The following is a 26,121-nucleotide window of genomic DNA, read 5'->3' as shown; positions in this document are numbered from 1 at the left end:
AGGGTAGAGCGGCGTCGGCCGCTGACCTAAGGGACGTGGATATATGACGCTCGACAAGAAGAAGGCCGCCGAAGCGGTGCTCGAAGCGAAAGTGCGGCACGGAGTCACGTGGGCGCAGCTCGCGGAAGCGATCGACAGAGCTCCGGCGTGGACGGTCGCGGCGTTGCTCGGGCAGCACCCGGTGCCCGCCGATCTCGCGGACAAGGTTGCCGCGATTCTCGAACTCGACGCAGACACCAGGTTGGCGTTGACGGTGCAGCCGTATCGCGGGCCGTGGGACGGAGCGGTGCCCACCGATCCCACGATGTACCGCTTCCACGAAGCACTCATGGTTTACGGCCCGGCGCTGAAGGAACTCATTCACGAAGAATTCGGCGACGGCATCATGAGTGCCATCAATTTCAAGCTGGACGTGTCGCGTAGACCCGACCCCGAGGGAGATCGCGTCGTGGTGACGTTCGACGGAAAGTTCCTCGACTACCGCTGGTAGCGCCTGAGTCTCGCTTCGGTCTCGACTCGGCGACAGGTCGCGAAATAGGGTAACGGTCGGTCGGTTCGTTCTGATGAACCAAGCATGAGCCCACGATTTCTCGCAGGTCTGGCCGTCGTCGCGTTGTTCGCTGTGGGGTGCGGGCAGGCGGGGACCGGTGCTGCGCCGTCTGGTTCGCTGCCGTCTGGATCGGTGCCGTCCGGTGCGGGGACATCAACCTCGTCGACGACCACGGTCTCTCCGATGCCGGAGACAACGACCGCCGCACCGGTCGGAGGAGGATCGCCGTCGTGCGTCGAGGATTCCGTCGTGCAGGCAGGTGTGGAGTCGCTGCCTCAGTTCATCGGTCTGGGATGGAAGGTCTACGAAAAGGGCGACCTCTGCGCGACGCTCTCGTGGGTCCTCGCGTATCCGATCGGTGCGACCGGGAGTAGTCCCTGGACAGTGTTGTTCTTCCACAACGACACCTACCTGGGAACCGCGACTCTGGAGCCGTATGCATTCACGTCCATTGCTGGACAAACCGATGACACCGTCACAGTGGCGTATAAATGGCTCCGAGAAGGGGAATCCACGGCAGGTGTTTCAGGCGGCCCAGCGTTGATCCGGTATCGGTGGAACGGGGCGTCGGTGGAGATGTTGGACGAGTTGCCGGCCGAAGTGACAAACAACCGGGGGGACAATCCCGGGGACGACCCAGCGCCGATTCCGCAACCGGCTCCGGACCCCACTCCCGCGCCCGACCTCCGCTGCATCGACAGGGCCGCACAAGACACGGCCATGGCGACCCTCCCGCCGTTCGAGGGCCGTAAATGGGAGATGTCGACCTATACGAACGAGTGCTTGCCGTTGACGTGGTTTCTCGCTCGACCGGCAAGCCGAAACCGAGCGGACGATCCCCAGTATCTGTTGTTCTTTCACGACGGGCAGTACCTCGGCACGGCAAACGAAGTCCCGTACCCGAACATGTCTGTCGCTGAGACGGACTACTACTCGGTGACGATCAACTACGGGTGGCGCGTCCCCGGTGACGACGAATACCATCCTGGCGCTTCGGTTCCGGTTCACTACCAGTGGGATGGGTCGCAGGTCGTGACGACCGGGACGATACCCGTCGAGGTGACTGGGTAGTTCGTGTCGACGCACCGTGGACCTACCTCGTCCGCCGCGGTGGCGCCGGCCAGATCACCGCCTACCCGAGCCGACCGTAACTCCCCGACGCCATCGCGCTGGTTCTTCGGGCCGACGTGGAGATGCACGAGAACTATCGACCCCGGGTCCGCACCCCGTCGCTGGGCGACACCGGACCTGGGTGCGAGCACTACCTGGACATGTTCATCGCGTCCAGACACGGCACCCAACTTCCGAGTTTCGACGCCTACTACCCAGCGCAGCAGCAGTACTAGTCAACGCCTCAACCACTGTGAATCAGTGATTTCGGAGCGCATTGATGAGATCGTCTTTCTTCAGTTTCGAGCAGCCCTCCAGGCCCAATTCTTTGGCCCTGTCGGTCAATTCGTCGACCGTCCAGTCCTCGTAGGATCCTGACTTTCCGCCCTTCTCACCGATTTGCTCTCTCCCCTTGTTCGCAGCGGCATTGGAGATGCGGGCAGACTTCTCCTTCGAGTTGCCTTCCTCGCGGAGCCTTTCGTACAGGTCCTGGTCCTTCAGCTGTGGCTGGTCATCGGATTCGGTATCGCTCTTCTTCGCCGGCATCGGAACTCCTCTCGCTGGACTACCTCGAATGTTGGAGCGCTACCCGGTCTGCACGAGGACAAACCTCGTTCCGCGAGTGCTGTGCATCGGGTGAGCGATCGTACTGTTCTCGGCAGCGGTGGTCGTTTCACGCCATTACGGTCACCGCGAGCTGATTCGGAGACCGTCGGCGACATCGTCGTCCTGAGACACACGAACCGGATCCCGTTGTGAGTGAGATCAACAAAGTTTGGGTACGTTCGGGAAATGCCATACCTCGAGCGAGTTGCTGACGTCTTCGTGCTGAACCTCGGAAGTCGAGGTGTCGACGAGACCGAAAACCGCATAAGTCCGGACTGGGTTGCCGAGATCAATGCTCTGCTCGACGACGTCGAGGCCAGTTCCGGCCCCGCCGCGCTCGTCACGACGGCGACGGGCAAGTACTTCTCCACCGGAGTGGATCTGTCGTGGGGTGCTGAGAACCTCGACCAGATCAATCGCTTCATCAGCACGGTGCAGGAGATGCTGGTGCGTTTCCTGACGTTCCCGATGCAGACAGTCGCGGCCATGCAAGGACACACATACGGTGGTGCCGCATTCTTCGTAATGGCACACGACTACCGAATCATGCGATCCGATCGAGGCTTTCTCTGCTTCCCCGGCGTCAACATCGGCGCGACCTACAGCCCGGGCACCGTCGACATGGTCAACGCCAAGCTGGCACCTCACGCCTTCCACGAGGCGTTGACCACCGGACGACGCTACGGCGGAGGCGACGCGATGGCGCTCGGATTGGTCGATGCGGTATCGACCGAAGAGCGATTGTGCGACGACGCCATAGCCCGCGCGAGCGAGCTGGCCGGAACGCGAGGGACCGTTCTGGGCGAGATCAAGCGAACGATGTACGCCAACGAGATTCGTTCACTGCTGACCCCGGTTGCGGGCGTCGACGAAATGGAATGGGCCTCGAACTGAGCAGACCAACCATCAGCAGAGTGCTAACTTTTGGTCACCAGAGGCGCGACCTGGGTACCGAGCAGTTCGATGCCGCGTAGCAGATCACTGTGCGACAGCCGCGGATTGGTCATCTGCAGCGACAGTCGGTCGACACCTCCCAGTTGTTCGCCGACTCGCAGGATCTTGTCTGCGACGGTCTGCGGATCGCCCATGAAGAACGCACCGTCGGGACCGGAGGTGGCGTCGAACTGCTGTCGACTCGGCCGAGCGAATCCACGCTCCCGGGAGATCTTGGTGAACATCTCGTTCCAGCCGGGGTAGATGGTGTCTGCTGCGGCGTGGGTGGTCTCGGCGACGAAGCCGAACACGTGCAGACCCACCTTCAGCTGCTCCGGCGGGTGGCCCGCTTGGGCTCCGGCGCGCCGGTACAGGTCGATCAGCGGAGCGAACTGGCGTGGTTCCCCACCGACGATGGCGATCATCAGCGGGAGCCCGAGAAGCCCTGCGCGGGCGAAAGATTCGGGTGTTCCACCCACCCCGACCCAGATCGGCAACGGATCCTGTAGCGGACGCGGATAGATCCCCTGACGGACCAATGCCGGGCGGTGCCGGCCGGACCAGGTGACTTCGACGTTGTCGCGGATCTGCAGCAGGAGGTCCAACTTCTCGGCGAAGAGTGAGTCGTAATCGGCCAAATCGAGGCCGAACAGTGGGAACGATTCAGTGAAGGAGCCGCGTCCCACGACCAGGTCGATCCGGCCTTTCGAAATGAGGTCGAGGGTGGCAAACTCCTGGAACACCCGCACTGGATCGTCTGCGCTGAGCACCTTCACGGCGCTGCCGAGCCGGATGTTCTCGGTCCGCGCCGCCGCGGCGGCCAGAATGATCGACGGGGCCGAGTCGTAGTACTCGCTGCGATGATGCTCGCCGATGCCGAACGAGTAGAGCCCTACCTGATCGGCCAGGGCGATCTCCTCGAGCAGGTGACCCATCCGCTCCTCCGGTGCAATCACCCGACCGTCGGTCGGGTCGGTCACGGAAGAAGCGAAACTGTCGACGCCCAGATGCACGATGGGACCTCTCGATTAGGGATGGACATATCCGTCAGCGTCAGTGAAACTTCAATTATTCCAGCGGAAGGCGAGCAGGCGACAGTTACGCTCCACAGCGCTTCAACTCGTCTATGCCCGTTATCAAGCTGGCGATATCCACTATCCAAGCGGTCGATAGAGACAAAAGAGACAAAAGATACGGTATATCGGGGCTTCCCATCGTGAAGCTTTTCCTCGAGACCAGCCGACATGCGAAAATCATCCGTACCCCAAAATTTCGCTCGTGAACGGTCCGTTGATGTCTGATCCCGTGGGGCGTCGAGCTACGCCCGTACGACAAGTCGGTCGATCCACCCGATCACCTCGGGGTAGGCAGCGGCATTCATGGCCGAATGGTCGAATGCCGATCGAGGCGAAACGCCCCCAGGTAGACCGAACAGACCCTGCCCGAAAGCCAGACGGAACAGGTCACGTAGTTGCAGCGATACATCTCTTGAGGTGACATCCTGTGGACCACACTCGCGCGGAGACGAGCATCGGCACGGACCCCGTGTCCGTCCTGGCTCCCTCGTGCCGGTCGCCACCGAGCCGGGCCCGGCCGCGCAACCCCGTCACACTCGGACACACCAGGGTTTTGCTTTGGAAATGGAGCAGGAAATGGAGCGACTTTCGCTGATTTGCTTGCCGTACGCGGGATCAGGAGCTTCATTCTTCCGGGCGTGGCGGCCGGTAGCCCCGAAACGAATCGATGTCGTGGCCGTTCAGTTGCCAGGACGCGAGGAGCTTTTCGCCGAACCTGCGCTGACCACGGTCGAAGAGGCCGTCGACGCGTTGATGCCGCAGGTGCTCCCTCAGGTCCGCGACAGTGACCGGTTGGCGATCTTCGGTCACAGTCTGGGCGCCGTCCTGGCTTTCGAGATGGCCCACCGGTTCGAGGAGATCCGCGGCGTCCAGCTCGACCACATGTTCGTCAGCGGGTCCGCCGGACCGTTCACGTATCGCCAGATTCGCGCCTCGGACCTCGACGACGAGGAGTTTCTCGAGCAAGTTCACCTCCTCGCCGGATACAGACATCCCGCACTCGCCCACCCCGAACTTCGCGAATTGCTGCTGCCGGTTCTTCGGGCCGACGTGGAGATGCACGAGAACTATCGACCCCGGGTCCGCACCCCGTTGAAAGTTCCGATCACCTCGATGCGAGGTCGCGATGACCTCCTGGTCAGCTCCGAGCAGGCGGCACAATGGTCCACAGTCTCCTCGGCGGCGACCGAGACGTTGGAGCTGGACGGCGGACACATGTACCTCGTCGACCAGGCCGCCGTTCTGCTCCGGTTGATCGCCGCCCAGCTGGCAACGCCGGAATTCCGATGACCGGCACACTCACCGGCAAAACCGCGATCGTCACCGGCGCCGCCCGTGGCCTCGGCAGAGCCTGCGCCCTTCGGTTCGCGCACGAGGGCGCGGACCTGATGCTGATCGACGTGGCGCACGACTTGCCAGGAGTGCCGTACCCGCTCGGCTCGGAGAGTCAACTCGAGTACACGGCCCAGATGTGCCGCAAGCGCGGCATTTCGGTGCTCACCGAACAACTGGACGTCCGCGATTTGCCCCGCATCGTCGAGGCCGTCGACGCCGCTCACGACCGGTTCGGCGCCCTCGACATTCTGGTGAACAACGCAGGCATCGCTGCCCCGGCAGGCAAACTCGCGCACGAGATCACCGAGGCGGAGTGGCAATTGATGCTCGATATCGACCTCTCCGGCGCGTGGCGCGCGATATCGGCGGTCGGCGCCATCATGGTCGGGCAGCGATCCGGGAGCATCGTCAACATCGCCTCCACCGCCGGCCTGGTCGGATACACCCGGTTCGCCGGCTACGTTGCCGCGAAGCACGGTCTGATCGGATTGACGAAGGCCGTTGCGCTGGACTACGCGCCGTACAAAGTCCGGGCGAATGCGCTCTGCCCGGGCTCGGTGCGGGACAGCCCGGATTTCGAGGGCCGCATGCTGTCCGAGATTGCCCGCGCACTCGATGTCCAAGCCGAAGAGTACGAAACGCTCTTCGTCCAGTCTCAGCCCATGAACGCCCTCGTCGAGCCAGAGGATGTCGCCGCCGCCGCGCTCTGGCTCGGCTCGGACGACTCACTCCAAGTCACCGGGACCGTGCTCACGGTCGACGGCGGATTTTCCGCTCGGTGAGAAGGAATACTCCAATGCACCAATCCCTCTGGTCATGGCAAGGATCGCACAGCCCGGCGTACACCCACGGTCTGCACGCAGAAGTACCTACAGGTGTCGGCGACGAGGACATCCGATCGGCGTACCACTCCATCTGCAGCCGTTGGTGGGCACCGGAACACGGCGAGGCCCGAGTGTGGATCGAAAGGGTACCGGAGCCGTCCGGCGGCAGCGCGGCCCACAGCCGGGTGAACTCGGAACTCGATCGCCCACTTCGCGAATCGGGACCGTCGATTCGTGTCGTGGTGCTCAGGTATTCGGACGGCGCTGCCGACCTGATTCTGGTTTCCGACCGGCGGCACTTCGACTACTCCTCGCTCGTCGTCCTGTCCGAGGCGCTCTGCGGCCGCGTCGACCCCGAATCGATTGCTGCACAGCAGTCCGAGCCTGCGGGTCATATTTCCTCGGGGGGACAGACAACCGTCGCCGACGGCGTTCTCGGCTGGGCGTCGGCGGACACCGAGGCGACTCCGGGAACAGGGCTCGTCGTCATCCCTCTGACCTGCGTCCCACCCACCGGCATGCTTGCTGCCGCGGCCGGGTTGGTGCTGGCCAGGTACGAAAACTTGGACACCGCAACGGTCCTCGCATGGACGCAGCGATCGGACCGACCGGCGAACCTCATCGGCGGCTTCGAGCGGACCACCGTGCTTCCCGTGGATGCCTCCCCGTCCCGACTGCAGCGCGATATTGTCGACGACTGCACAGGGCGGCTCACCGGCGATCGGACCGGGACGCAGGCCGAGCAAGCCACCGCCCCGAACATCGGGATCCTCGGGGGCGGGACGAGTCCCGGATACTCGGCCTGCCGGAGCGCGCCGTTTCCCTTGACCCTCGCACTGCATCGCAGCGACGATGGTGTGTCATCGCTGCAGGTGTTCCACCGATTGCCGCGCGTCGGGATGGATTCGGCGCGGCAGTTCGGCCGGGATGTGGCCGCCGCCCTCCAACAATTGTGCTCCGCCGAACCCGACACAACGGTCGGCGAACTCGACCTGAGTACCGGCAGACGCCTGGGCAGTTCGGACCGAGTTCTCCGGCGCACACCCCAACGTATCGAAGCCGCCTTCAGTGCCATCGCCGCCCAGCGGCCCGGGGCTACTGCGGTGATGCACGGAGACCGGCGGATGACCTACGGCGAACTCGACCAACTCTCCGATCGGTTCGCCGTCGGCCTGCGCAATCTCGGGGTTCTACCCGGTGACCGGGTTGGGCTCTGCCTCGATCGATCATGCGAACTCGTCGCGTCGATGCTGGCAGTCCTGAAGGCCCACGCTGTTTATGTCCCGATGGATGTCCGTCACCCCGGGGACAGGCTCGCCTACACCGCGACAGATTCCGCGCTGTCCATCGTCGTCACCGACCTGGCAGACGATCCGTGGGGCGGGGACGTCTCCGCCGTCCGACCCGAGGATCTCGCCCAGCACCCTCCGGCTTCGATCGCCCCGACCCCTGATCCCGACGCCCCGACCCCCGATCACGCCGCCTACGTCATCTACACCTCTGGATCCACCGGCCGTCCGAAAGGAGTCGTCGTCGCGCACGCGAACGTGGACGCGTTATTGGCGGCCACCGCGGAGTTGTTCGACCTCGGACCCGAGGACACCTGGTCGTTCTTCCACTCGAGCGCGTTCGACTTTTCGGTGTGGGAAATCTGGGGCGCCTTGCTCACCGGCGCAACACTGTTGGTGGTGCCGCACTGGGTCTCACGCTCACCCATGGAATTCCACCGGCTGCTCGTCGAAGCACGAGTCACCGTGCTCAGCCAGACTCCGTCCGCCTTCACGCAACTCGCCGTGGCCGACCGGGACCTCGAGCCTCTCGACGCGATTCGGCTGGTGGTGTTCGGCGGCGAACCGTTGGACGTACGGACCCTGCGAGACTGGATGGACCGCTACCCGGAGCCCCGGTGTCGGCTGGTCAACATGTACGGCATCACCGAGACCACCGTGCACGCCACCGCCAAGACGGTCACTCGCAGCGACATCATCGCCGAGACTCGGTCGGTCGGAAGTCCATTACCCGGTTGGTATCTGGATGTGCTGGACGAGCGTGGCCGACGACTCCCCTCCGGGGTCGCCGGGGAGATCTACATCGGCGGTGCCGGCACCGCCCTCGGCTATCTGAACCGCCCCGATCTCACTGCACAGCGATTCGTCGTCGACCCTGCCACCGGCGAACGGATTTACCGCACTGGTGATCTCGGTCGGTTGCGCCCGGACGGCCAGGTGGACCATCTCGGCCGTGTGGACAACCAGGTGAAGATCAGAGGCTTTCGAATCGAACTCGACGAGATCCGCAACGTGCTCCTGGACGACCCTGCGGTGGCTGCGAGCGCGGTCGTCGTCGGCGGCGACATCGCCGATCCAACCGGACTGCGAATCGATGCGTACGTAGTGGCGGCCAACTCCGACGCATCCGAGATCGCGCGACGCGGAATCAGACGTCGAGCAGCGGGCTTCCTCCCCGACTACATGGTGCCGGCGACCGTCACCATGCTGGCGGAGCTCCCCCTGACGATCAACGGCAAGCTCGACACTGCTCGGCTACCCGCACCGCGGCCGGGAACGGCAACGGCAACGCGAGACCGCTGCTCGGCCGACACCGACGGGACCAGCAATGGCGAGCAGACCGATCTGCTCCGAGGTATCTGGGAATCCCTTCTCGGCGTAACTGTTTCGGCGGATGACAATCTCTTCGAACTCGGCGGCAACTCGCTGGCAGCGATCAAGGCAGACGCGATGATGCGTCAGGCCGGACTGCCTGTCCTGCCGATGAGGGACCTCTATCTGCATCCGAGTATCCGGGGCATCTGTGACACCTTGGCTCGGCGCTACCCGGTCCCCGAACCGCCCGTGCTGTAACGCCCCTGGGTATCAGCCCGGCCCTCGAGGTAACGCTCGACCACGGGTCCGATCCGTGCCAGGGCACGCTCCTCGGTCATCCGGTTGTGTTCGCAGTCCACTCCGTACTCGTCGATCGAACCGGCGATCAGCGGCCGCCATTCCCGCGCGGAGTGACCACGGCCGCTACTCTCCGTCGCTTCGAAGAAGAGCAGATCGCCGTCGAAGAGATCGGGTTCGTGCTCACGCACAATCCTCGTGGAGTTCGCGTATCCCTCATTGATACGTCGTAGGTGCGTCGGGCGAATTCCGGTGTCCTGACCGTACGAGGCGTTGAGCAGCTCGACAGCCCGCTCGTAGGTAGGGCCGCCGGGACCGAAGGGGTCGATCGGGTCCAGCGGCACCCCCAGCCCGGCAAGCAGGTGTTCGAGGTCAAGCACGCCAACCGGTCCGACGTCGTCGGCGGGCGGGTATGCGTCCATGAGGACCAGAGCCCCGACTTCCTCGCCCGCCCGGCGCAACTCGGTGGCCATGGCGTGTGCAATGACACCGCCGAGCGACCAGCCGAGCAGATGGTAGGGCCCCTCCGGCTGCACCGCCCGAATCACCTCGACGTACCGGCGGGCCAGTTCTCGAATCGAACCGGCGATCGGACCGCCGCCGATGCTCGGCAACTGCAGTCCGTACACGGGCCGACCGGACGCAAGGTGACGCACCAACCCGGTGTAAGCCCAGGCGAGTCCCATCCCGGCATGCACACAGAACAATGCAGGTCCGGTTCCATCGCGTCGCAACGCGATCAGCCCGCCGAGCGCCTCCTCGGTTCGCGCCGCCTCACCGTCGATCGCATCCGCGATACGAACAGCCAGACCCGCCGGGGTCGGATCGAGGAACATCGACTGCAGGCCAATCTCGGTGCCCATGCGCTGTTGCAGCTCCGCGACCACCCGGGTAGCGCTGAGCGAGTTGCCGCCGAGGTCGAAGAAGTTGTCGTCCACGCCGACCTGCTTCAATCCGAGAACCTCTGCGTACGCATCCGCCACTGCCTTCTGCACGGGGTCTTCGGCTTCTCTGAACTGCTCAGTGTTGGCGCCGAATCGGGGTGCAGGCAGGGCAGCACGGTCGAGCTTGCCGGTCGGAGACAGTGGGATCTTCTCGATCGGCACGATGCCCCTGGGCACCATGTGCGAGGGGAGTCGCTTCGCCAGGTGCTCGGTGAGCGACCCGATGTCCACCGTTGAGTCAGGCGCAGGCACTACGTAGGACACCAGCACCATGTCGCCGTTCGACGCTGCGGCGCCCGGGGCTGGTACGCCGAGCGTGATCGCGAAAGCGACGGTGGGGTGGTCGGTCAGCGCCGAGTCGATCTCGCCGAGCTCGACCCGAAACCCGCGTATCTTGACCTGGAAGTCGCTGCGACCGACGTGCTCGAGGGTGTAGTCCTCGCGCCAGCGAACCACGTCACCGGTGCGATACATTCGGTCGCCCGGAGCACCGAACGGGTCCGCAACGAAACGACCTGCGGTCAGCCCTGCACGCCGATGGTATCCACGGGCGAGGGCGGCGCCGGCGAGGTACAGCTCACCGGTCACGCCGATCGGCACCGGTTGTAGCCGTAGGTCGAGCACGAGTGCAGCGAATCCCTTTGCCGGAGCACCGATGCCGACGACCTCATCAGTGTTCATCGCGCTGCTGGTGCTGGCCATGATGGTGACCTCGGTCGGCCCGTACGCATTGACCATCCTCCGGCCCGGCGCCCATCGCGCAACCAACTCGGCAGGGCACCGCTCCCCCGCCACGTTGAGAACCCGCAGCGACTCGAGTCCGTCCGTCGGCACCGTCGCGAGCGCAGCCGGAGTGATACATGCGTGAGTGACTCGCTCGCGGGCGATTACGCGTGCGAGTTCACCACCGCCATAGATACTGGGTGGGACGATCACCAGGGCGGCGCCTGCGGAGACGGCCGTCAACAGTTCGAAGATCGAGGCGTCGAAGCTCGGCGAAGCCAGATGCGAAACTCGCGAATTCGGGTTCACCTCCAGGTTTTCGAGGATGTGCGCCACGACACCCGACAAGCCCCGGTGGGTGAGCACCACGCCCTTCGGTACACCGGTGGAGCCGGAGGTGTAGATCAGGTAGGCCGGCTGCCCGAGCAGCAGTGGCGTCCTGCGGTCTGCGTCCGTCACGGCCGCAGCCGACCGAGTGGCGAGGCGATTTCCGATCCCGTCCTCGTCGAGAACCAGCCAGGTCGACGAATCTGGCAGTCGGTCGCGTTTTTCGGCCAGGGTCAGGCCGAGCGCCACGGCGGAGTCGGTGAGCATGTGCGCGATCCGTTCCGTCGGGTAGTCCGGATCGATCGGCACGAAGGCAGCGCCGGTCTTGGCCACCGCCCAGACCGACATCACCGACTCGATCGAACGCGGAAGCGCGCAAGCGACATATGTCTCGGGTCCGGCACCCTCCTCGATCAGCACGCGCGCGAGTCGGTTCGACTGCTCGTCCAGTTCCCGGTAGGTGATTTCGCGGTTCCCGCTCGAGACCGCGACAGCAGTTGGGTCGATCGCGACAGCCGCGGCGAACAATTGTGGCAAGAGCCGCGGCGCCGCATTCAGCCCGCCGCGTACCTGGGTGAGTTCGACCACCTGGTCGGGGCCGAGAAGTCCGATGTCTCCCACCGAAGTGTCGGCCGCACCCGCCGCAGCCTCGAGTATTCGGACGTACTGCGCCGCGAACCGGTGCACGGTGGCGGGGTCGAATAGATCGGTGGCGAAGACGAACCCGGCGTCCACACCCGCCGGCGCACCGACATCGTCGAACCGCTCTGCGAGTACGAGTTCGAGGTCCTCCTTGGCTGCGGAGACGGCGAAATCCAACGGCTCGACACTCAACTCGGGCGTGGGGACAAGACGCGGACGCTCCGTGTTGTCGAACTCCAGCGAGACCTGGAACAACGGGCCGTGGGCTGCCGATCGAGGCGGATCGAGCACACTCACGAGCAGCTCGAACGGAACGTCGGCGTTGGTGAATGCACCGATGTCGACCTCGCGCACCGCGCTGAGCAGCTCCGCGAAAGTCGCTGCCCCGTCGACGCGGGTGCGCAGGACCAGGGTGCCGACGAACATGCCCACCATTTCGTCGAGGGCGGGATCGCCGCGGCCGGCCACCGGAGTTCCGATCGCGATGTCCTCATCGCCGCCGATCCGCGCCAGCAGCACGGCCAAGGCTGCGTGCATGGTCATGAACATCGTCGCGGAATGCGCCCGGGCAAACGACCGCAGCGCGCGGTGCAGGTCGGCGCTGATCTCGAACCCGACCCGCTGCCCACGCAGCGTGCGCTGGGCCGGGCGGGGTCGATCGGTCGGCAACGAAACAACCTCGGGCAGTCCCACCAAGGCTGCCGTCCAGTAGGCGAGCTGGCCGGCCGCGACACTGTTCGGATCGTCCGCGTTACCGAGCCACTCATGTTGCCACAGTGCGTAATCCGAGTAGCGCACCGGGAGCGGAGTCCACCAGGGGGGATGGCCGTCGACCCGCGATGCGTACGCGGTCATGAGGTCTCGCACGAGCGGTGCCATCGAGTAACCATCAGCGCCGATGTGGTGGATGACCACAACCAAAACATGAGCAGTCTCTTCGATACCAAAGAGCCTGGCACGCAACGGCACTGTGGTGCAAAGATCGAAGCCGCGGGAGGCGAACGCCGCCATCCGACCCGGAAGTTCCGGTTCCGGCACAGTCTCCGGACGCAGATCGGGAACTGCCTGCGCAGTCGCAACCACCAGCTGATGCGGTCCGTCGCCCGAGTCGGGGAAGGTGGTGCGCAACGACTCGTGCCGTTCGATCACGTCCGCCAACGCCGCAGTGAGCGCGTCGAGGTCGAGCGTCCCAGTCAGCCGAACGGCCAGCGGGATGTTGTACGCCGCAGAGGAACTGTCATAGCGGTTGAGGAACCAGAGGCGTTGCTGCGCGGGCGAGAGCGGGATCTGTGCGAGCTGGGGCCGCGGGCTGAGTGCAGGCCGCTGCGCCGCGCCCACAGGTCCGTTCTGCACCCTTGTCGCCAGGGCCCGGACCGTGGGAGCCTCGAACACCGCGCGGACCCCGGCGCCGGTGTGCAGAGCGGCGTTGACCCGGGCGATGACCCGGGTAGCGGTCAGTGAGTTGCCGCCCAGCTCGAAGAAGCTGTCATCGGCGCCGACCCGTTCGACCCCCAGCACCGCCGCGACGATCTCCGCTATCGTCTCCTCCACTGGGCCCGCCGGTGGCGCGAACTCCGCCACAGCGGTGAAGTCGGGTGCGGGCAAGCGCTTTCGGTCCAACTTCCCCACCACGGTCAACGGAATCTCATCGATCACCGTGATCGACGCCGGCACCAGATGAGCCGGCAACAACCCCGCCAAATACCCCCGCAACGCACCGACATCCACACCATCCCCGCGCACATACGACACCAACGCCATCTCCCCCGACGGCCCCGGCCGCGCAATCGTCACAGCAAAATCGACCGACGGATCACCACCCAGCGCAGCATCGACCTCACCCGGCTCGATCCGAAAACCACGAACCTTCACCTGAAAATCACTGCGTCCCACATACTCCAACACCAACCCACCCGGTTCACCCTCCAACCACCGCACCACATCACCCGTCCGATACATCCGCTCCCCGCCCCCGAAGAACGGATCGGCAACGAACCGTGACGCCGTCAACCCTGCCCGGCGGTGATACCCCCGCGCCAAACCCGCACCCGCCAAATACAACTCACCCAACGCCCCCACCGGCACCGGCCGCAACCACGAATCGAGCACCAACTCCCGCACGCCACGAAGCGGACCGCCCATCGTCACCCGATCACCCACCGCCAACGGCGGGCTGATGTTCGACATGATCGTCGCCTCGGTCGGGCCGTAGCCGTTGAACAAAGCCCGCCCCGGCGCCCACCGCGACACCAGATCCGACTGGCACGCCTCCCCGCCGAACACCACCGTCTCGAACAGATCCAGACCCGCAGGATCCGTCGAAGCCAACGCAGCAGTGGTGATGAACGCGTGAGTGATTCGCTCGCGCGCGAGCAACTGCGCCAACTCGGTGCCCGCGAAGGTCGACGGTGGTGCGATCACCAGTGTTGCGCCCACCCCGAACGCCAGCAGGTAGTCGAACAGCGATCCGTCGAAGCTCGGTGAGGAAAAATGCAGCACCCGCGACTGCGGCGTCGGACCGAACCGCTCGATCTGCTCGCTCGCAAACCCGTCCAGCCCGCGGTGAGCCACCACAACGCCCTTCGGCACCCCTGTCGACCCGGACGTGTAAATCAGGTAAGCGCCATGATCGGGTCGCAGCGGGGCCCGGCGATCGACATCGCTCACCGGCGCGCCGGAATACCCCGCCAACTCCCGCGCGAAGTCCGCTCCGCCGAGCAGCAACCACGGCACCGCCGAAGGCAGACCGCCCGCCCCGGCCGAGAGGGCCAACCCCACAATCGCGCCGGAGTCCGCCAGCATGTGATCGACACGCTCGGCCGGATAACTCGGATCGACCGGACAGAAAATGGCACCGGCCTTACTGATCGCCCAGATCGCCGTGATCGACTCGATCGACTTCTGCACACTGAGCGCTACAACAGTTTCCGGCCCGGCACCACGATCGATCAACAACCGGGCGAGCCGATTCGAACGCTCGTCGAGCTCACCATAAGTGATCTCGCGGCCACCATCGGACACCGCCACACCCGAGGGCACCCGCCCGGCGGTATCGGCAAGAATCTGCGGAAGGGTACGGACCGAATCACTCCAGCGGCCCTCAGCCGGTACCAGTCGGCGTTCGGTGCCTGCGCCGAGCTTGATCTGTGCTATCGGCAGTTCCGGGGATTCGACGATAGCGTCGAGCACCGCGGTCACGCGTGCAAGGATCGACTCGGCCTTGGACCGTTCGAACAAGTCCGGGGCGTAGGCGAGCTCGAGCCGCAGCCGATCGTCGGCGGAGCCGACCAACGCGAGGGGATAGTGCGATGCGTCCCGGCCGTGCACCTCGCCCACATGCACGCCCGCAGCATGCGGGTCCTGCCCCGACAGTCGATCGACCGGGTAGGACTCGAAGACAGTAAGGGTGTCGAAGTCGGCGCCGGGCCCGGTGGCGGCACGGATATCGATGAGCCCGAGGTAGTGGTGGTCGAGCAGCGCCGCTTGTTCCGCCTGCAGCCGATCGAGGAGGGCGCTAAGACTTTCGCTCGGGTCGAGGGTTACCCGCACCGGCACGGTGTTGATGAACAGTCCGATCATCGACTCGATTCCGCGGATGTGTGGTGGACGGCCGGAGACCGTGGCACCGAAGACGACGTCGCCACGAGATGCTAACGCACCCAACATGATTGCCCAGGCCGCTTGCATCATGGTGTTGAGTGTCAGATCGTGGTCCCGGGCCGCCGTCCGCAGTGCGGCCGTCCGCTCCGCGCTGATCTCGAGCAGCACATGGTCCGAGCCGGCGAAGTCCCGTCCCGCCGGAGCCACCAGCGTCGGTTCCGACACGCCCGCCAGCGCGTCGCGCCAGGCGATCACCGATGCGGCGGTGTCGCGGCGATGCAGCCACTCCAGGTAGTCGCGATACGGCCGAACCGGAGGCAGTACGGCGCTGTCACCGTCGGAGGCATAAAGCGTGAGCAGCTCGATGATCAGCGGTTGCGTGGACCACCCATCGAGCAGGATGTGATGGTTGGTCAGCACCAGCAGGTAGGACTCCGCAGCGGTTTTGACCAAATGCAAACGGATCAGCGGCGGACGCGCCATGTCGAACGGGTCGATGCGATCGGCAGCCTTCAGCTCGCCGAGCTCGTGTGCCCGATCTCGGTCGTCGAGGCCGGTCAGATCCACCTCGGTGACGGGCAACTCCACGCCTTCCTCGATCACCTGCACCGCCTCGCCGTCCGCAGTGGTCGCGAACGCCGCCGCCAGGTTCGGGTGCCGGGCGAGCAACGATCGGCCCGCCCGCCGCACCCGATCCCCGTCAACCTGACCCTGCAGCGCGAGCGTGATCTGCACCAGGTAAGCATCGACCGCGTACTCGGCGAGACGCGCCTGGAACAACAGCCCCGCTTGTAGCGGCGTCAGCTGCCACACCTCGCTCAGCCGCGGATAGTCGATCGTCAGGCGATCGACCGCTTGCTGATCGAGACCCACCATCGGCAGATCTGTCGGTGTGAATCCGCCCGCGCCCGGCTTCTCCGCGTGCCGGACCAGCGCCGTCACCGCCAGTTGCCACAGCCGCGTCAGCTCACCGACCTCATTCGCGGTGAGCACCCCGTGGGGGAAGGCGAGGACAGCCCGCAGCCGGGGCCCGGCGGTGGTCGCTGTGATGACCGCATTGATGTCGACCGCAACAGCCACCGGCATTTTCGGTTCGGCCGGGTCACTGAGTCCAGGAACCTCGACCGGTACCCATCCACGGTCGGGTTCGTCCGACTGCGCCCCCGTCATCCGTCCGAGATAGTTGAAACTGATCTGGGGTGAGGGCAAGCCGGCCAACACCGGGCCCGCCGCGTCGTCGAGGTACCGAAGCATCCCGTATCCGATGCCGTGATCGGGTATCGCGCGCAACTGCTCCTTGACCGCCTTGATCGCGGTACCCGCCGCCTGCCCACCCTCGAAGGACTCGTCCAGGTCGATACCCGAAAGTGCCAGTCGTACTGGATGAATCGAGGTGAACCAGCCGACTGTGTGGGACAGATCGGCGCCGGGCACTGCCTGTTCTCGGCGACCGTGTCCCTCGACGTCGATCAACGCATCGTCGAGCACTATTCCCCGATCGCGCCGCCACCGGGTCAAGGCCAGTGCCAATGCAGTCAGCAGGCCGTCTTCGACGCCACAGTGGAACGCTTTCGGCAACGTAGCGATCAGGGACGCGGTGACATCCGTCGGCCACTCCACCGGGACGCGTTCGAGGGCCGCATTGACGTCGACCGCCGGGTCGAGCGGACGCGAACCGAGCTGCGGGTCCGGGCCGTCCAACTGCGCGGTCCACAGGTCCAGCTCACTGTGGCGGCGGCTCGCTGCCTCTTCCAGACCGTGGGCCCAGCGTCGCATAGAGGTACCGGCGCGCGGGAGATCGGGCACATCACCGGCCCGGATGCTGGACCACGCGTAGACCAGATCGGGCACCAGCACCCGCCAGGACACCGCGTCGATCACCAGGTGATGAGCGACGATCATCAGCCGGCCCGCGCGAGGGCCGGCGTCGAACCAGACGAACTCGATCATGACACCCCGAGCAGGATCGAGCCGGCCCGCGGCCTCCCCGCAGGCCCGCGTCGCCGCTTCCGTGAACGAAGTCCCCTCGGGCGAATCGATCTCGATGCGGTGCAACGCAACGTGGGCCGACACTGCCCCCGCCGGTGGCACCTCCAACTTCCAGCCCGCCGCAGATCCGGTGTCGGGCCGCAGCCGCGCGCGCAGCATGTCATGGCGGTCCAGTACCGCCTGCGCTGCACCGACCAACGAATCGTGGTCGACGCCGACCGGCAGGGTCAGTACTGCAATCTGGGCGTAGCGGTCGAAGTTCTTCCCGCGCGCCAACATCCATCGGACCACCGGTGTGAGGGGGACCTCGCCGACGGCCACATCGGGCTCCGCAACGACCGACGGCAGCCGATCAGCCGCGGCTGCAGCCACTTCGGCAAGTCCCGCAACAGTTTTACGCTCGAACACATCTCGCGGTGTGATCGCCAGTCCGGCCGAGGACGCGCGCGCGACCAGCTGGATCGACATAATGCTGTCTCCGCCGAGTCCGAAGAACGAATCGTGGGCCCCCACGGGTCCCGAACCAAGCACCTCGGCGAACAACTCGGCCAGCACGCGCTCCGCATCCGATTGGGGCGCTCTACTCGCGGACACCCGCGCCGCCGGTGCGGGTAGTGCTTTCCGATCGAGCTTGCCACTGGCCGTCAGTGGCAGTTCATCGAGTACCACCACTGCCGACGGCACCATATAGGAAGGCACGAGCTTGCCCACGAACTCCGAGACCGCCGCGCTATCGAGTTGCGCCCCAGTGCCCGGCACCACGTAGCCGACCAACCGATCACCCGAACCTGCGTCATCACGCACCACCGCAGCCGCTCCGACCACCCCCACGCAACGCAGCAGCGTCGATTCGACCTCACCGAGCTCGATCCGGTAGCCGCGAAGCTTCACCTGAAAATCGACACGACCCACATACTCCAATTGCCCGCCTGAACCCCACCGCGCCACGTCTCCGGTTCGATACATCCGCTCCCCACATACGAATGGATCAGCGACGAACCGACCCGAGGTCAACGCCGTACGCCCCAGATATCCACGCGAGAGCTGAACACCCGAGACATACATCTCCCCCGCAGTGCCCGGCGGCACCAGATGAAGCCGGGCATCGAGCACATAGACCCGCAGACCAGGAATCGCTCGACCGATCACACTCGAGGACTCCGAACCCGCGAGCGGTGCATGCGTGACGTGCACCGTGGTCTCGGTGATGCCGTACATATTCACCACCACACCGGCGCCCCAGTCCGATACCCGCGCCGGATCGAAGGCCTCACCGCCGAGAACGACATACCGCAACGACAACGCTCCACCCGCCGGCAGCTCCGCAAGCTGATAGAAGGCGGTCGGCGTCTGACTGAGCACCGTCACCCTCTCCCGGCGCAACAACTCACCGAACTCCTGCGGCGACCGCGCAGTCAGATAGTCGACAAGGACCAGCCGTCCACCATGGAGCAACGCACCCCACATCTCCCACACCGAGAAATCGAATGCGGACGAATGAAACATCGTCCACACATCCCGCTCATCGAAACCGAAAAGACCTCCGGTGTGCGCGAACAACGCCACCACGTTGCGGTGCGAGACCGCCACCCCCTTCGGCCGGCCGGTAGACCCCGACGTGTAGATCACATAGGCCGTCGAATCCGGGGCCGCAAGTGCCCGCCGCTCGCCGATCCCGATCGGCCCCGACGGGGCACCCTCGCCCCCCGCTGCGAGTAGCACGACCGGGACATCGGCGGACGGCACCGAATCAGCCTCCGCCCCCGTGGTGAGCACACACACCACGCCGGCATCGTCGAGCATGAACGTCAACCGATCCGACGGGTAACCCGGATCGAGCGGTAGGTAGCCCCCGCCCGCCTTGATCACTCCCAACACCGCTACCACCAAATCCACAGACCGACCCACCGCGACCCCAACCAACGACTCCGGACCGACCCCTACTGCGATCAACTGCCGCGCAACCTGATTCGAACGTGCATCCAACTCCGCATACGTCACACTCACCGCGCCGCTGCACACTGCAACTGCCTCCGGCGCCCGCGCCGCCACACGAGCGAACAGGTCCGCCAACGTCACCGCCTCCACCGGCGCGGACGGCGGATTCCACTGCTCCAACATCCGCGCGCGGTCGCCTGCCGCCACGATCTCCAGATCCCCCACCGCCATCGAGGAATCCGCGACCACCGCGTCGAGGATTGCAAGGAATATCTTCGCGAACCCACTGACCGTAGACCGGTCGAACAGATCGGTCGCGAAGGTGAACGAGGCCGAGATCCCTGCCTCCGCGTCCCCCTCGAAACGCTCCGTGGCCGTCAACTGCAGGTCGAATTTGGCGACCCCCGGGTCGACGTCGACGGCGCTTGTGGTCAGACCGGGCAATTGCAGCTGTGTGGGCGAGTCGTCGCGGTATTCGAGGAGCACCTGGAACAGCGGTGAATGCGCGGTCGAGCGCTCCGGGGCGAGCACATCGACGAGTCGCTCGAACGGCAGGTCGGCATTGGTGAACGCAGACAGATCGCGCGAGCGGGCATCCGCGAGCAACCTCTCGAAGGACTCGGACCTGTTCACCTCGGTACGAAGCGCCAGGGTGCCGACGAACATCCCGACGAGATCGTCGAGGACGGCCACGCTCCGCCCCGCCACCGGGGTTCCGATCACGACGTCGTCCTCGCCGCCGACCCGGGCCAGCAGGACCGCCAGTGCGGCGTGCAGTGTCATGAACATCGTCGCGGAATGGGCCCGGGCCAGGGATCGCAACGCGTGGTGCAGATCCGCTGAGATCTCGAACTCCACTCGATCACCGCGCATCGACCGCCGGTCCGGCCGCGGACGGTCCGTCGGCATCGCCGACACCTCCGGCGCACCGGACAAGGTCGCCGTCCAGTAGGCCAACTGCCTGGCCACCACGCTGTCGGGATCCGCCTCCTCGCCCAACCATCCGCGCTGCCACAGGGCGAAATCGGCGAACTGCACCGGCAGCGGCGCCCAGCCGGGCGCCCTGCCCGCCGCCCGTGCGGCGTACGCGCTCATCACATCTCGACCCAGCGGCGCCATCGAGGAACCGTCCGCAGCGATGTGGTGCAGGACCACTGCGAGGATGTGTTCGGTCGCACTGAGCTCGAACAGCCGAGCGTGCATCGGTGGCTCCGAGCCGACATCGAACCCTGTTGCCACGAATCGGTCGAGCGCGCCCCTTGAGTCACCCTCCTCCACCGTGGTAACCCGCAGGTCCGGCGCCGCGCTCTCCGCGGGTACGACGACCTGGATCGGGGACCCATCCACCGAGGGGAAAATGGTACGTAGGGATTCGTGCCGCTCCAGCACGTCCACCATCGCAGCCTTCAGCGCGTCGAGATCGAGGGTGCCCGTCAGCCGCACCACGAACGGAAGGTTGTACGCGGGCGATGCGGTGTCGTACTGGTTGATGAACCACATGCGTTGCTGCGCAGGCGACAACGGGATCCGATCCGGTCGCGGCGACGCCACGAGTTCGGGCCGCGGCGCAGCGTCCGAGTGATGATGTTTGACCTCGACCGCGAAGGCGCGAACGGTCGGCGAATCGAACAGGGTCTGCACCCCGACTTCGGTCCCGAAGGCCGCACTCACTCGGGCCGTCACTCGGGTCGCCGCCAGCGAGTTCCCACCGAGATCGAAGAAACTGTCATCGGCACCGACCCGTTCGATACCGAGGACAGATCGGTAGATTTCGGTGATGATCTCCTCCACGGGGTCGCCGGCCCCCCGGTGCGCTCCCGATTGGACACCGAACTCCGGTTCGGGCAAGCGCTTTCGGTCCAACTTCCCCACCACAGTCAACGGAATCTCATCGATCACCGTGATCGACGCCGGCACCAGATGAGCCGGCAACAACCCCGCCAAATACCCCCGCAACCCACCCACATCCACACCATCCCCGCGCACATACGACACCAACGCCATCTCCCCCGACGGCCCCGGCCGCGCAATCGTCACAGCAAAATCGACCGACGGATAATTACCCAGCGCAGCATCGACCTCACCCGGCTCGATCCGGAACCCACGAACCTTCACCTGAAAATCACTGCGCCCCACATACTCCAACACCAACCCACCCGATTCACTCTCCAACCACCGCACCACATCACCCGTCCGATACATCCGCTCCCCGCCCCCGAAGAACGGATCGGCAACGAACCGTGACGGCGTCAACCCCGCCCGGCGGTGATACCCCCGCGCCAAACCCGCACCCGCCAAATACAACTCACCCAACGCCCCCACCGGCACCGGCCGCAACCACGAATCGAGCACCAACTCCCGCACCCCACGAAGCGGACCACCCATCGTGACCCGATCACCCACCGCCAGCACCGGGCTGATGTTCGACAAGATCGTCGCCTCGGTCGGGCCGTAGCCGTTGAACAAAGCCCGCCCCGGCGCCCAACGCGACACCAGATCCGACTGGCACGCCTCACCGCCGAACACCACCGTCTCGAACAGATCCAGACCCGTAGGATCCGTCGAAGCCAACGCAGCAGTGGTGATGAACGCGTGAGTGATCCGCTCGCGCGCGAGCAACTGCGCCAACTCGGTACCCGCATACACGGTCGGTGGTGCGATCACCAAAGTTGCGCCCACCCCGAACGCCAGCAGGTAGTCGAACAGCGATACGTCGAAGCTCGGTGAAGAAAAATGCAGCACCCGCGACTGCGGCGACGGACCGAACCGCTCGATCTGCTCGCAGGCAAACCCGTCCAGCCCGCGGTGAGCCACCACAACACCCTTCGGCACCCCCGTCGACCCGGACGTGTAAATCAGGTAAGCGCCATGATCGGGTCGCAGCGGGGCCCGCCGGTCGACATCGCTCACCGGCGCCCCGGAATACCCCGCCAACTCCCGCGCGCAATCCGCTCCGCCGAGCAGCAACCACGGCACCGCCGAAGACAGACCGCCCTCCCCGGCCGAGAGGGCCAACCCCACAATCGCGCCGGAATCCGCCAGCATGTGATCGACACGCTCGACCGGATAACTCGGATCGACCGGACAGAAAACCGCACCGGCCTTACTGATCGCCCAGATCGCCGTGATCGACTCGATCGACTTCGGCACACTCAGCGCTACAACAGTTTCCGGCTCCGCACCACGATCGATCAACAACCGGGCGAGCCGATTCGAACGCTCGTCGAGCTCACCATAAGTGATCTCGCGGCCACCGTCGGACACCGCCACACCCGAGGGCACCCGCCCAGCAGTGTCGGCGAAGATTTGTCCCAGAGTGCGTGCACTCTCCCCCCTGGGCAGTCCGCGCACCGGGACCAAGCGGCGACGTTCATCACCGGTGAGTGGCTGCAGGCGCGCGACAGGCACGGTTGTGTCGGTGATGACGGCGTCGAGTGTGCGGGTGACACCGTTCAGGAAGCCCGCTACTTCCTCGCGGTCGAACATGTCCGGCAGGTACGACATCCGCAGGCACAGGCGGGGATCGGTGGAGGCGATCAACGAAATCGGGTAGTGCGTCGCATCGGTGGCCTGCACGTTCACGACCTGCAGGTCCATCAGAGCACCCGCGATTGCGGCACGGTCCACCGGGTAGGACTCGAATACCGTCAACGTGTCGAACTCTGCGGCAGGCCCGGCAGCGAGCCGAATCTCGGACAATCCGACCTGGTGGTGCAGCATGAGTTCCGCTTGCTCAGCCTGGATTCGAACCATCAACTCGGCCAATGTCTCTGCGGGATCGAGCGCGACGCGCACCGGTACGGTGTTGATGAACAGACCGATCATCGACTCGATACCCGAAATTTCGGCGGGTCGACCGGACACCGTGGCGCCGAACACCACATCGGTTCGAGAAGTCAACGTGCTCAGCACGATTCCCCACGCCATCTGGATGATGGTATTCAGAGTGACGCCGTTGGCACGCGCCACCGCCGTCAGCGCGCTCGTCTGCTCCTCGGAGAGGGTGGCCACCAGGTCCTCTGGTAGCGCGGTCACGCTGCGACGGGTCGCCGGCGCCAAGCGTGTCGGTTCCGTCAGGCCGGACAACGCTCGCACCCAGACATCCGTCGAATCGGACACGGACTGCCCTGTCAGCCACTGCAGATAGTCCCGATACGGGCGGGCCCGTGGCGGCGCAAGCAACTCGCCGTCAGCGCGATACAGGATCAGCAGCTCTTCCAGCAGCAGCGGTGTCGACCAACCATCCAGCAGGACATGGTGATTGGTCAGTACCAGTCGATGGTGCTCGTCCGCCTGCTCGATCACCAGGAATCGCAGCAGCGGCGCGCGAGACATCTCGAATCGGGTGGTCCTGTCCTCGGCAAGGATGCGGTCGAGTTCGGCCGTCTGCGCCGCGGCAGGCAGAGCAGTAATATTTATTTCGGTCCAGGGCATTTCGACGCTGGGCATGATTATCTGCACCGCGCCGGCGTCGGCGTCGGCAACAAAGGCCGCGCGCAGGTTGGGGTTTCGATCGAGCAACGCCCCCGCTGCCCGGCGCATCCGGGGTAGGTCGAGGGCGCCTCGAACATCGACGGCCAACTGCACGACATACGTGTCGAGCGAGTGCGCCGCCAACTGTGCGTGGAAGAGCAACCCGGATTGCAGTGGCGTCAGCGGCCAGACATCCGACATCCCCGGGTATCTACCCTCGAGCCGGTCGATCGACACCTGATCGAGAGCGACCAACTCGAGATCGGAAGGAGTCAGACCGCCTGCACCGGGCCGGGCAGCATGCTCGGTCATTGCAGTCAGTGCTTGGCTCCACAACTGCGTGAGCTCGTCGACCTCACCGCGGGCGAGGAGTCCGCTCGGGAACGACCACGATGCCTGCAGCCGGGTGCCTGCGCCGTCACGGACAACCGCGGCATCGATGTTCAGCGCGGCGAGCGCCGGCGTCTGTGGGTGCACGGTGCCACCGAGCTCGTCGACTGCGACTGGATGAAATCCGCCATCTTGCGGGGCTTCCGAACCCGCGGCGTCGAACCTACCCAGATAGTTGAAACAGATCTGTGGGGCGTCCAGGCGCTGTAACACCGGCCGCGTGTCCTCGTGAAGGTAGCGGAGCATCCCGTACCCGATTCCGTGATCGGGGATCCGGCGGAGTTGCTCCTTGACCGCCTTGATGGCTGTACCCGCAGCCGCCCCACCCTCGAACGCATCACCCAGGTCGATGCCGGACAGATCCAGTCGCACCGGATACATCGCGGTGAACCAGCCCACCGTCTGCGAGAGGTCCGCGCCGGGCACGACCTGCTCCTCGCGGCCATGGCCCTCTACGCCGATCAGTGCGTCGTCGACCATCTCTCCGCGTTGGCGGCGCCACCTTGTCAGTGCCAGCGCGAGCGCGCACAGCAGCACATCGTCGACACCACAGTGGTACTCGGCGGGGAGCGTGGTCAGCAATTCTTCCGTCACCCCGGCAGGCAGCTCGACGCCGACCCGATCGAGCGTGCCAACGAGATCCACCGCCCGATCCAAGCTCCGGGTGCCCAGCATCGGGTCGGCACCGGTCAGGATGTCGGTCCACAGCTCGAGCTCACTGTCCCGACTGCTCGCGGCCTCGACCAGACCGTGCGCCCAGCGTCGCATCGAGGTGCCCTGTGGAGCGAGATCCGCCGATCCGCCCGCCTCGACCCGTGCCCATGCCGTCGCGAGGTCGGGCACGAGTACCCGCCAGGACACTCCATCGACCACCAGGTGATGGGCCATGATCAGCAGCCGTCCGCCCTCGTCGCCCCCGTCGAACCACACCGCCTGCACCATGACCGCGGCGGCAGGGTCGAGCCGTTCGCCTGCGGCCGCCAACTCGCGGCGGGCTATCCCGATGAACTCTTCACCCGTCACGGCCTCGACGGATACTCGGCGCAGCGCCGTACCAGCGGACACCGCGCCGACCGGGAGGACCTCCATCGCCCAGCCTGTTTCGAACTCGGATGCTCGGCGTAGCCGCGCTCGGAGCATGTCGTGTCGATCGATCACGGCTTGCAAAGCCTGTGCCAGGTCGACCGGTCCGGCCGTCTCGGGCAAGGTCAACAGTGCGGCCTGCGAGAACCGCTCGAATCGTTCATCGTGCTCGAGCATCCACCGCACAATCGACGTCAGGGGCACGGCGCCGACGCCCCCGCCCGGCAATTCTGCGAGTTCCGAACCGCGTGACCGGTCGGCGCAGACCGCCACAGCTGCCAGTCCGGCAACCGTTCTGCGATCGAACACATCGCGGGGGGCGAGCACAACGCCGGCCGCCTTGGCGCGCGCGACCAACTGAATCGACATGATGCTGTCACCGCCGAGCGCGAAGAACGAATCGTCCAGACCGACGGAGGCCACGCCCAGCACTTCTGCGACCAGCCCCGCCAGCACCGTCTCCATTTCGGTGCCCGGCGACCGCACCGGCGAGGTGCGCGACTCGTAATCCGGAGCGGGAAGCGCCTTCCGGTCCAGCTTTCCGTTATTCGTCAGTGGCAGTTCATCGAGTACCACCACTGCCGACGGCACCATATAGGAAGGCACGAGCTTGCCCACGAACTCCGAGACCGCCGCGCTATCGAGTTGCGCCCCAGTGCCCGGCACCACGTAGCCGAC

At 65.4% G+C, this 26,121-nt stretch carries 10 protein-coding genes; 7 read left to right on the top strand and 3 right to left on the bottom strand.

The genetic code is table 11. The features are described 5' to 3' along the window. Positions 1 to 43 precede the first annotated feature (43 nt). The 3 genes from cynS (at position 44) to QMK17_RS22645 (ending at position 1,896) form a co-directional block, all read left to right on the top strand. Positions 44 to 490 (top strand): cyanase, encoded by a 447-nt coding sequence (cynS, locus tag QMK17_RS22655; RefSeq protein ID WP_283511560.1) that lies wholly within the window; start codon positions 44 to 46, stop codon positions 488 to 490. An 84-nt stretch (positions 491 to 574) separates the two neighbouring features. Further along, on the top strand, positions 575 to 1,621 hold the full coding sequence (locus QMK17_RS22650) for an LppP/LprE family lipoprotein (protein ID WP_283511559.1): 1,047 nt from the start codon (positions 575 to 577) through the stop codon (positions 1,619 to 1,621). 122 nt (positions 1,622 to 1,743) lie between these two features. Next, positions 1,744 to 1,896, top strand: a complete 153-nt coding sequence (locus tag QMK17_RS22645; RefSeq protein ID WP_283511558.1) for a hypothetical protein — start codon at positions 1,744 to 1,746, stop codon at positions 1,894 to 1,896. A gap of 22 nt (positions 1,897 to 1,918) precedes the next feature. Here the strand turns inward: QMK17_RS22645 and QMK17_RS22640 are convergent, their stop codons facing one another. Next, complete coding sequence (locus QMK17_RS22640; RefSeq protein ID WP_283511557.1) at positions 1,919 to 2,206, bottom strand: DUF7218 family protein; 288 nt, start codon at positions 2,204 to 2,206, stop codon at positions 1,919 to 1,921. A 246-nt stretch (positions 2,207 to 2,452) separates the two neighbouring features. On the opposite strand from QMK17_RS22640, the gene QMK17_RS22635 reads away from it, so the two are divergent. Then, positions 2,453 to 3,160 carry an enoyl-CoA hydratase-related protein gene (locus QMK17_RS22635; RefSeq protein ID WP_283511556.1) on the top strand — a complete coding sequence of 236 codons (708 nt, stop codon included), beginning with the start codon at positions 2,453 to 2,455 and terminating at the stop codon, positions 3,158 to 3,160. A gap of 23 nt (positions 3,161 to 3,183) precedes the next feature. Here the strand turns inward: QMK17_RS22635 and QMK17_RS22630 are convergent, their stop codons facing one another. Continuing rightward, positions 3,184 to 4,212 carry an LLM class flavin-dependent oxidoreductase gene (locus QMK17_RS22630; RefSeq protein ID WP_283511555.1) on the bottom strand — a complete coding sequence of 343 codons (1,029 nt, stop codon included), beginning with the start codon at positions 4,210 to 4,212 and terminating at the stop codon, positions 3,184 to 3,186. 627 nt (positions 4,213 to 4,839) lie between these two features. Between QMK17_RS22630 and QMK17_RS22625 the strand changes: the two genes are divergently transcribed. Genes QMK17_RS22625 through QMK17_RS22615 form a run of 3 tightly spaced genes read left to right on the top strand, consistent with a single transcriptional unit; the run spans position 4,840 to position 9,295 of the window. Further along, a complete protein-coding gene (locus tag QMK17_RS22625; RefSeq protein WP_336620180.1) occupies positions 4,840 to 5,565 on the top strand; it encodes a thioesterase II family protein in 726 nt (241 codons plus the stop codon). Further along, on the top strand, positions 5,562 to 6,392 hold the full coding sequence (locus QMK17_RS22620) for an SDR family oxidoreductase (protein WP_283511553.1): 831 nt from the start codon (positions 5,562 to 5,564) through the stop codon (positions 6,390 to 6,392). The genes QMK17_RS22625 and QMK17_RS22620 overlap by 4 nt, the downstream gene beginning before the upstream one ends. A 14-nt stretch (positions 6,393 to 6,406) precedes the next feature. Next, the gene (locus QMK17_RS22615; protein WP_283511552.1) at positions 6,407 to 9,295 is read left to right on the top strand and encodes an amino acid adenylation domain-containing protein; all 2,889 of its coding nucleotides are present in this window, start codon (positions 6,407 to 6,409) and stop codon (positions 9,293 to 9,295) included. On the opposite strand, the gene QMK17_RS22610 is transcribed toward QMK17_RS22615, so the two are convergent. Next, positions 9,265 to 26,121 (bottom strand): amino acid adenylation domain-containing protein (locus QMK17_RS22610; protein ID WP_442972815.1); only part of this gene is annotated, 16,857 nt, incomplete at its 5' end. The two genes, QMK17_RS22615 and QMK17_RS22610, sit on opposite strands and share 31 nt — an antisense overlap.

Source organism: Rhodococcus sp. G-MC3 (assembly GCF_030063335.1).
In the GTDB taxonomy this organism is placed as follows: Bacteria; Actinomycetota; Actinomycetes; order Mycobacteriales; family Mycobacteriaceae; genus Rhodococcoides.
This window is presented reverse-complemented; position numbering and strand designations above follow the sequence as displayed.